A 4,187-nucleotide genomic window follows, 5' to 3' on the forward strand; every position below is an offset into this window, starting at 1 on the left:
GGCGCGCCCGCGGGCCGCCCGGCGGGCCGTCCGGGTTCGGCGTGCTCGGGATGATCGAGCGGGCGCGCTGCGTCGGCGGCACCCTGGACGCCGGTCCCGCCGCCGGCGGCGGGTTCACCGTCACCGCGACCCTCCCCGCGGGCCGCGCGATCGCCCCTCGCTGACCTCGGCGGACGCGCCGCCGAGGGTAATCGCGCTCACATGATCCGCGGCGGGGTCTTTCCAAGGTTGACCTGTAAGGTCAACATCAAGGGCATGGGGGAGGCGAGCGCGTCGGTGAGCACCGAGACGGGGACGGCGTCCGAGGCGACCGGGCGGATCTTCACGGTGCCCAATGTGCTCAGCATGGCGCGGCTCGTGGGAGTCCCGCTGTTCCTGTGGCTCGTCCTGGTCGAGGCCGACTGGTGGGCGCTCGGGCTGCTGGTGGCCGCCGGGCTGTCGGACTGGCTGGACGGCATGCTCGCGCGGGCCCTGAACCAGACGAGCAAGCTCGGCATGGTCCTCGACCCGGCCGCCGACCGGCTCTACATCCTCGCCACCCTCGTCGGCCTCACCATCCGCGAGATCATCCCGCTGTGGCTGGTCGCGCTGCTGGTCGCCCGCGAGGTCGCGATCGTGCCGATCGCGCCGCTCGTCCGGCGGCTCGGGTACAACGGGACGCTGCCGGTCCACTTCATCGGCAAGACGGCGACGTTCTGCCTGCTGTACGCGTTCCCGCTGCTGCTGCTGGGCGACCACGACGGCGGCGCGGCGACCGCCGCGAAGATCATCGGATGGTCTTTCGCGATCTGGGGGACGGCCCTGTACTGGTGGGCGGCCGTCCTGTACTGGGCGCAGACGCGGCGACTCATGTCGGCCGGCCGCGGCTCGCCGCCGGGTTCGCAGGCCGAGGACGGGTCCGGCCCGCCGCACGGCCCCCCGCGCGACCCCGCCGCGGATCCCCCGGCCGGCGACCAGAAGGGAGCTGAGACCCCCCGATGAAGGCCGTCGTGATGGCGGGCGGCGAGGGGACGCGGCTGCGTCCGATGACCGCCAACCAGCCCAAGCCCCTGCTCCCGCTCGTCAACCGGCCCATCATGGAGCACGTGCTGCGCCTGCTGAAGCGGCACGGGTTCACCGAGACCGTCGTCACCGTCCAGTTCCTCGCCGCGCTCATCCGCAACTACTTCGGCGACGGCGAAGAGCTCGGCATGTCGCTGAGCTACGCCACCGAGGAGATCCCGCTCGGCACCGCCGGCAGCGTCAAGAACGCCGAGGAGGCGCTGCGCGACGACCGGTTCCTGGTCATCTCCGGCGACGCCCTCACCGACATCGACCTGACCGACATGGTGCGCTTCCACGAGCGCAACGGCGCACTGGTCACCATCGGGCTCAAGCGGGTCCCGAACCCCCTGGAGTTCGGGATCATCATCGTGGACGACGAGGGCCGCGTGCAGCGGTTCCTGGAAAAACCCACGTGGGGGCAGGTGTTCTCCGACACCGTCAACACCGGCATCTACGTCATGGAGCCGGAGGTCCTCGACCACGTCGCGCCCGGCGAGCCGGTCGACTGGTCCGGCGACGTGTTCCCCAAGCTGCTCGCCGCGGGCGCGCCGCTGTTCGGGTACGTCGCCGACTGCTACTGGGAGGACGTCGGCACCCACGAGAGCTACCTGAAGGCGCAGGCCGACATGCTGTCCGGCCTGGTCGGCATCGACCTCGGCGGGTTCGAGCTGTCCCCGGGCGTGCGGGTCGCCGAGGGCGCCGAGGTCGACGCCGAGGCCGTCCTCAAGGGCCCGCTCTACATCGGCGACTACGCGAAGGTCGAGGCGGGCGTCGAACTGCGCGAGTACACGGTGCTCGGCAGCAACGTGGTCGTGAAGGAGGGCGCGTTCCTGCACCGCGCCGTCGTCCACGACAACGTGTTCGTCGCGCCCTCCACGAACCTGCGCGGCTGCGTGATCGGCAAGAACACCGACATCATGACCGGCGCGCGCGTCGAGGAGGGCGCGGTCGTCGGCGACGAGTGCGTCATCGAGGCCGAGGCTTACGTGTCCAGCGGCGTGAAGGTGTACCCGTTCAAGACGATCGAGGCCGGCGCCGTCGTCAACACCAGCGTCATCTGGGAGTCGCGGGGGCAGCGCAACCTGTTCGGCCCGCGCGGCGTGTCCGGCCTGATCAACGTGGAGATCACCCCCGAGCTCGCGGTGCGGCTCGCCAGCGCCTACGCCACCACGCTGAAGAAGGGCACCACCGTCGTCACCGGCCGGGACGTGTCGCGCGCCGCCCGCACCCTCAAACGCGCGGTGATCAGCGCGCTGACGTCCAGCGCGATCAACGTGCGGGACCTGGAGGCCGCGCCGCTGACCGTCGCCCGGTTCGAGACCGGCCGCGCCGAATCGGCGGGCGGCATCTACATCCGCACCACCCTCGGCGACCCGCAGGGCGTCGACATCCTCTTCCTGGACCCCGGCGGCGCCGACCTGTCGCAGGGCGCGCAGCGCAAGCTCGAACGGGTCTTCGGCCGCCAGGAGTACCGCCGCGCGTTCCCCGGCGAGATCGCCGAGCTGACCTACCCGCCGCGCGTCGTGGAGACCTACATCCGCGAGCTGCTGCGCGGCGTCGACATCAGCGGCGTCCGCGAGGCCGGGCTGAAGATCGTCCTGGACTGCGCGGGCGGCGTCTCCTCGCTCGTCCTGCCCGCCCTGCTCGGCCAGATCGGCGTGGAGGTCCTCACCCGCAACCACGGCCTCGACGAGGCCAACCCCACCGAGACCCTCGCCGAGCGGATGCGCGACCTGGAACGGCTCGGCGAGCTGGTGTCGTCGTCGCGCGCCGCGTTCGGCGTCCGGTTCGACCCGGTGGGGGAGCGGATCTCCCTGGTCGACGAGAACGGCGAACTCGTCGGGGACGACCGCGCGCTGCTCGTCATGCTCGACCTGGTCGCCGCCGAGCGGCGCGGCGGCCGGGTCGCGCTGCCCGTCACCACCACCCGCGTCGCCGAGCAGGTCTGCCGGTTCCACGGCGTCCAGGTCGAGTGGACCTCCACGTCCCAGGACGTCCTCACCAAGGCCGCCGCCCGCCCCGGGGTGATCTTCGCCGGGGACGGCCGCGGCGGTTTCCTCATGCCGGAGTTCAGCGGCACCGTGGACGGCATCGCGGCGTTCGTCCGCCTCGTCGGGCTCGTCGCCCGCACCCGGCTGACGCTCTCCCGGATCGACCGCCGGATCCCCGACGCGCACCTGCTGCGCCGCTCCGTCCCGACGCCGTGGGCCGCGAAGGGCAGCGTCATGCGGCACGTCGTCGAGGCCGCGGGGGACCGGACCGTCGACACCACCGACGCGTCCGCGTCGTCGAGGACGACGGCCGCTGGGCGCTCGTCCTGCCCGACCCGTCCGAACCCGTCACCCACCTGTGGGCCGAGGGTCCCGACGCGGACGCCGCCCAGTCCCTGCTGGAGGAGTGGGCCGTCGTGGTGGAGCGCGCGGGCGCTGACGGCGGCGCGCTCTCGGGGCGGTCGCCGCCGAGAGCGCTGCCGCCGGGCCCTCAGACCGCCGCCGCGATCCGCTCCTTCTCCTTCTCCTTCTCCTCCGGCGCGGGCAGCGGCGACGGCTCGACCCGCAGCACCCGCGCCGCCCACCCGGGCAGCCACCAGTTCCACCGGCCGAACAGCGACACCAGTGCCGGGACGAGCAGCGCCCGCACCACCGTCGCGTCCAGCAGGATCCCGATCCCCAGCCCGGTCGCGAAGATCTTCACCTCGATGATCGGCGCGGCCGCCAGCGACGCGAACGCCAGGAACAGGATGAGGCCCGCGCTCGTCACCAGCCGTCCCGTCCGCCCGATCCCCTCGACGACCGCCGCGCGGGTGGACCCGGTGCGGTCGTACGCCTCCCGCATCCGGGCGAGGATGAACACCTCGTAGTCCATCGACAGCCCGTACAGGAACGCGAACACCATCGCCGGGACGAACGCCGCGACCGACCCCGTCGCCGAGATGCCCCACAGCAGGTCGCCGCCGTACCCGTGCTGCCACACCAGGACGATCGCGCCCAGCACCGCCGCGAGCGACAGCAGGTTCAGCAGGACCGCCTTCAGCGCGAGCAGCAGAGACCGGACGCCCGCGCCAGCAGCACGAACGTCAGCAGGCACACCAGCCCCAGCATGATCGGGAAGATCCCGTAGACCGTGTCGGCGAAGTCGATCTC

2 protein-coding genes and 1 pseudogene are annotated in these 4,187 nt (G+C 72.4%); 2 read left to right on the plus strand and 1 reads right to left on the minus strand.

Annotated elements, in window-relative coordinates; translation table 11 throughout:
* Positions 1-255 precede the first annotated feature (255 nt).
* Positions 256-981: a CDP-alcohol phosphatidyltransferase family protein gene (locus tag BJF79_RS33360; protein ID WP_075903435.1), complete on the plus strand. Its 726-nt coding sequence runs from the start codon at positions 256-258 to the stop codon at positions 979-981.
* Positions 978-3,466: pseudogene (locus BJF79_RS33365) on the plus strand (sugar phosphate nucleotidyltransferase); the annotation flags it as partial. The gene BJF79_RS33360 and the pseudogene BJF79_RS33365, both read left to right, overlap by 4 nt.
* Before the next feature lie 59 nt (positions 3,467-3,525).
* On the opposite strand, the gene BJF79_RS33370 reads toward BJF79_RS33365, so the two are convergent.
* A complete protein-coding gene (locus BJF79_RS33370) occupies positions 3,526-4,131 on the minus strand; it encodes an MMPL family transporter (protein WP_075903437.1) in 606 nt (201 codons plus the stop codon).
* Positions 4,132-4,187: the final 56 nt, after the last annotated feature.

This window comes from Actinomadura sp. CNU-125 (genome assembly GCF_001942465.1).
Classification (GTDB): Bacteria; Actinomycetota; Actinomycetes; order Streptosporangiales; family Streptosporangiaceae; genus Spirillospora.